General features: G+C 68.7%; 4 protein-coding genes and 1 pseudogene. 2 read left to right on the top strand and 3 right to left on the bottom strand.

Annotated elements, in window-relative coordinates:
* Positions 1-156, top strand: a pseudogene (locus R6V09_RS46940) (sensor histidine kinase); the annotation flags it as partial.
* Here R6V09_RS46940 and R6V09_RS46935 read toward each other — a convergent pair.
* A complete protein-coding gene (locus tag R6V09_RS46935) occupies positions 134-1,696 on the bottom strand; it encodes an alpha-L-arabinofuranosidase B (RefSeq protein ID WP_317887578.1) in 1,563 nt (520 codons plus the stop codon). The pseudogene R6V09_RS46940 and the gene R6V09_RS46935 overlap by 23 nt on opposite strands.
* A 335-nt stretch (positions 1,697-2,031) precedes the next feature.
* Here R6V09_RS46935 and R6V09_RS46930 point away from each other — a divergent pair, with 335 nt between their 5' ends.
* On the top strand, positions 2,032-2,664 hold the full coding sequence (locus R6V09_RS46930; protein WP_317887579.1) for a response regulator transcription factor: 633 nt from the start codon (positions 2,032-2,034) through the stop codon (positions 2,662-2,664).
* Positions 2,665-2,671: 7 nt separating this feature from the next.
* Here the strand turns inward: R6V09_RS46930 and R6V09_RS46925 are convergent, their stop codons facing one another.
* Both R6V09_RS46925 and R6V09_RS46920 read right to left on the bottom strand, forming a co-directional pair.
* Positions 2,672-3,436: a class I SAM-dependent methyltransferase gene (locus tag R6V09_RS46925; RefSeq protein WP_317887577.1), complete on the bottom strand. Its 765-nt coding sequence runs from the start codon at positions 3,434-3,436 to the stop codon at positions 2,672-2,674.
* Positions 3,437-3,747: 311 nt separating this feature from the next.
* Positions 3,748-4,434: hypothetical protein (locus tag R6V09_RS46920; RefSeq protein ID WP_317887576.1), on the bottom strand; the 687-nt coding region annotated here is incomplete at its 5' end.

The raw sequence follows: 4,434 nt of genomic DNA, 5'->3' as shown, positions 1-4,434 counted from the left end.
ACCGAACGCCTCGCGGCGGCGGGCGGCTCCCTGCGGGCCGGCCCGTCGCCGCGCGGCGGCTTCACGGTCACCGCCGAACTCCCGGTGGAGCAGACGGACTTGAACCTGGAACCTGTCATCGCCTCCGAGGCGGCTACGGCGCCCAGGGAGCCGTGACGACCCAACTCACGTCGTCCGTCCACGAGGTGGCGCTGTCGAAGGCGTTCGAACCGCCGTCGCTCGCTATGTAGACGTTGTAGTTGTAGTGCCGGAGGTATCTGGTCGGGTAGTTGTACGACGCGAACGAGGTGCCCGTGCCGCTCTTGCCGGTCGAGGCGCAGAACGTGGCGTCCTGTCTGAACTGCGTTGTCCCGACCATGGGTTGGCGGTAGAGCTGGTAGTTGTAGTGCCGCAGGAAGTCACCGGGGTAGTTCCGCGACTCGAAGGAGTAGCAGGAACTGTCGGCCAGTCCCCGGCGGACGATCCAGGTGGCGTCGCCCTTGTCGAGTGCCGTGCTGCTCGACGTGATGGCCGAGAGGACCGCCGCGTTGTTCTGGTGGCGGATGTAGTCGGCCGTGCAGCACGAGGTCGTCGCACGCAGCGAGATCTCCGACCCGGCCGCCAGTGTGCCGGTGGTGCCAGTGGTGCCGCCGTAGCCGACGGACACGATGTTGGCCTGTACGGAGTTGTCGGCGGCGTCCGTCGGGATGCCGGCCGTCATGACGCCCTCGAAGAACGAGCCTATGGAGCCGTTGCTGTTGTCCCCGCCGGTGCCCAGGACGATCGCGCCCTCCTGGTGCATGGGCGAGTAACCGCTCGTGGTGGGCTCACCCCCGGAATAGGTGGTCGTGAGACTCCCCGACTGCGCGTTTCCGTATTTCAGCGCGAAATGGTCCTGACCGTTGTTTTTCAGCAAAGCGGTGACGAACGGCATCGCCCCGGTACCGGTGTTCGCCGTGTTCTTGCTGTACCCGGAGTCCGACTGGAACAGCCCGTTCTCCAGGTCGGCCTGCACCCAGGGACCCCCGCCGTAGCAGGGCGAGAACCAGCACTCGGTGCCGAAGTTGATCGCGTCCATGTGACCGTTGCCGGTGTCCTGGTTGTTGGTCTCGGCGTTGCCGTAGTCGAAGCAGCAGCTGCCGTTGACGTGCGTGCCCGAGGTCACCATGTACATCCCCTCGGCCGCGCCGTTGGTGGCCACGCCCGAGGTGGAGTTGTCGCGGTAGCCCATCCCGGCCGAGATCTCCAGGCCGTAGACCTGGTGCCCGCCGACGGTCACCGGCAGCGCGTCCGCGGGCGACCCGACATCGGCCACACCGGCCCCGCCCGCACCCTCGATCGTGAGGTCGTTGTGGCGCGCGGACTGGTCGTAGATCTTGGTGATGATGCACGTCGTACCCGAACAGAACGAGTCCTGGGCCGCCGCGTTGGCATATCCTCCGGCCGTCAGCAGCCCGATGTTCGCGGTGGCGCTGTCGGAGGCGCGCTGCACCTGATAGAGCGAGCCGTTGTACGACGAGTAGAGCGCCCGGACGAGACTGTGCGCGGCGACGCAGGGTGTCCCGGCGGTGGCGTAGATGTCGCACGGGAGCGAGGTGGCGGCCGACGCCTGCGGAACGCCTACGGCCAGTGCGAGGACGGTCACGAGCGCCGACAGTGCGGCCAGGGTCGCGTTTCTCAGCCGGCGCGGCCGAGTGCGGAGGAGTCTCAAGAACACGGTGCACCTCTTTTTCTGTTCCTGGTAGGGCGGTGCGGGTGGGTGGCGCGCGTGCGGGTGGGTGGGTGACGCGGGTGCGGGTGGAACATCGGCGACTGGTCGATATACCGGACGCCGTTCGATCGAAATGCCGAACCAATTCGCGATCGAAATGTCGAACTGTCGAAAGTTTTCCGAAATCGGCCAGGCCACGGAATTCCCGGAACTGCCGCAGAATGCCGAGGAGATTGTTTGCCCGCAGCCGAAGACCGTCAAGACTCGCGGACGCGAACAATGAAGAGTTTTTGATAACCGCCCCGGATCGCCCTGGGCCTTACGCTTGCCCCGTGGATGAGATGCCCCGGGACCACCGGCCCGCCAAGTCCGTCAGAGTGCTGCTCGCCGAGGACCAGGGCATGATGCGCGGCGCCCTCGCCCTGCTGCTCGGGATGGAAGCGGATCTGGAGGTCGTCGCCCAGGTCGGGAGGGGTGACACGATCGTCGACGCCGCCCTGATCCACCGCCCCGACGTCGCCCTCCTGGACATCGAACTCCCCGGCATGAGCGGCCTGGAGGCCGCCGCCGAACTCCGCGAACAGGCCCCCGACTGCCGGGTGTTGATCCTCACGACCTTCGGCCGCCCCGGCTATCTGCGCCGGGCGATGGAGGCGGGCGCGGCCGGCTTCCTGGTGAAGGACGGCCCGGTGGAGGAACTGGCCGCCGCGATCCGCCGCGTCCTGACCGGCGAGACGGTCATCGACCCGGCGCTGGCCGCCGCCGCGTTGAGCGCGGGCCCGAACCCGCTGACCGCCCGCGAATGCGATGTCCTCAAGGCCTCGGTGGACGGCGCGACGGTCTCCGACATCGCCACGAAGCTCCACCTCTCCGAGTCGACCGTCCGCAACTACCTCTCGTCGGCGATCGGCAAGACGGGCACCCGCAACCGCATGGAAGCGATGCGGGAGGCCCGACAACAGGGGTGGCTGTAGCCCGGCCCTACGCCCCGAGTCCCCGTCGGAACAACGCCGTCCAGAGGAAGTCCTCCCCGAAGCACGGAGATTCGGCCGGTTCGTCACGCATCCGGCGCAGCTCGACCTCCTCCAGGTCCCCGAAGATCCACCGCAACTCGTCGGCCGTGTAGGCCAGTCCACCCTGCAGACCGGAGCCACCGTAGAACTCGGCGTCGGACAACTCCGAGCCCATCCCACCCGCCGCGAAGCAGGTGAGCGCGAAGTGACCGCCGGGGGCGAGGACTTGGTCCAGCAGGGCGAGGTAGCTGATGCGCCGGTGCGGGGGCAGGTGGTGGAAGCAGCCGGAGTCGTAGACGAGGTCGTAGGGGCCGGGGAGTTCGGTGGGGGTCAGGGCGAACGCGTCTCCGCAGTGGAAGCGGACCGGGATTCCCGAGTCACGGGCTCTCTCCTCCGCCCACGCGACAGCGGTCGGCGACAGATCCACCCCGTCCACCTCGAAGCCCCGCGCGGCCAGTTGAAGGGCGTTGCGCCCCGGACCGCACCCCAGGTCCAGAGCACGGCCGCCCCCGGGTATCAGCCCCCGGTCGAGATACCCGACCAGATTCTCGTCCGGCTTCGCCACGAAGAACGGCACCGGCTTGTCACGGTCGGCATAGAACCCGTCCCACCAGGAGGCACCCCGAGAACTCCAACGATCGGCCTCCGGTGCGAACAGCCCGTCCAGAAGCCGGAGCACGTCGTCGACCGTGCGGATGTCACGCCCGTGCTGGTCCCGATCCGTCCGGTCCATCCAGACCTCCTCTCCGATGCACCGATCCTAGGAGCGGACGGGTCGAAAGCCCAGGTCAGAACCTATTCGGGACGCTCACGCGAAGCTCGTCAACTCCTCTGTACGGGGCGGGAGTCGACGCCTGAAGGACGTCACCCCGGGGCCCCGGTGAATCCCTGCCGGCACCCCGCCCGAGGACCGTCAGGACGGGATTCCCGGCGATGGCGACCGCACTTTTCGGCGTGCCGGCCCAACGGGATCAGCACGCCACGCCCCCAGGCGAACGTGCCCTGCTGCGGCGCCAGTTCATCCACGGCGCCGCGCTCGCCGCGCTACTTCGTCACCTCCGCCGATTCCGAGTCCGTCCTCCCCGGTGCCACGCACACGAACCAGTTGTCCGGAGAGCCGGCCGCCGGGCGGATCGCCGCTTCGTCGCTGTTGACGTCGGCCCCCGCGGGCACCCTGCGGGCCACGGTGGACGAGCCGTCCTTCCAGGTGCAGGTGACCTCCTGCGCGGTCTTGGCGACGTGGCCGACCACCAGGGGCAGGGGGCCGTCGGTCTTCTTCGGGTCCAGGGGGGTCGCGGCCGACTCGAGGTCCGTGCCCGCCATGGCGTCCTGCTTGGAGACCGAATTACCCGTCAGGAAAACCGGGTCTCCACTCCCGAAGGCCCGCCCCACGAAGTACGTGATCTTGCCGACCAGTGCGGACGCCTTGTCCTTGTCCCAGGGCTGCTCGTGACGGTTGGACATGGCCAGCAGTTGGGCCTCGGCCTCCGCCTTGGTGCGGGGGGCGCCCCACACGTCGACCGTGACGTACCACGTCTCGCCCTGCGAGGTGCCCGCCGCGAGCATGGTCTCCTGCGGTGCGTACACATGCCGTTCCTCCGCGGTCGACGGCTGTGTCGCCTTCTGGGTCACCGCGGGGGTGACCGCGCCCCCGTCCCCGCCGCGCAGCCCGGCCAGCGCGAGGCCGCCCGACGTGCCGACGATCACCAGTGCCGCGGCCGTCGCGAGCGC

This window comes from Streptomyces sp. W16, assembly GCF_033194735.1.
In the GTDB taxonomy this organism is placed as follows: Bacteria; Actinomycetota; Actinomycetes; order Streptomycetales; family Streptomycetaceae; genus Streptomyces.
This window is presented reverse-complemented; position numbering and strand designations above follow the sequence as displayed.

What these genes read in the sequence shown, in the direction of transcription:
- R6V09_RS46925 (WP_317887577.1), bottom strand. Translation starts at nt 3,436, where the DNA reads ATGGACCGGACGGATCGGGACCAGCACGGGCGTGACATCCGCACGGTC.
- R6V09_RS46930 (WP_317887579.1), top strand. Translation starts at nt 2,032, where the DNA reads ATGCCCCGGGACCACCGGCCCGCCAAGTCCGTCAGAGTGCTGCTCGCC.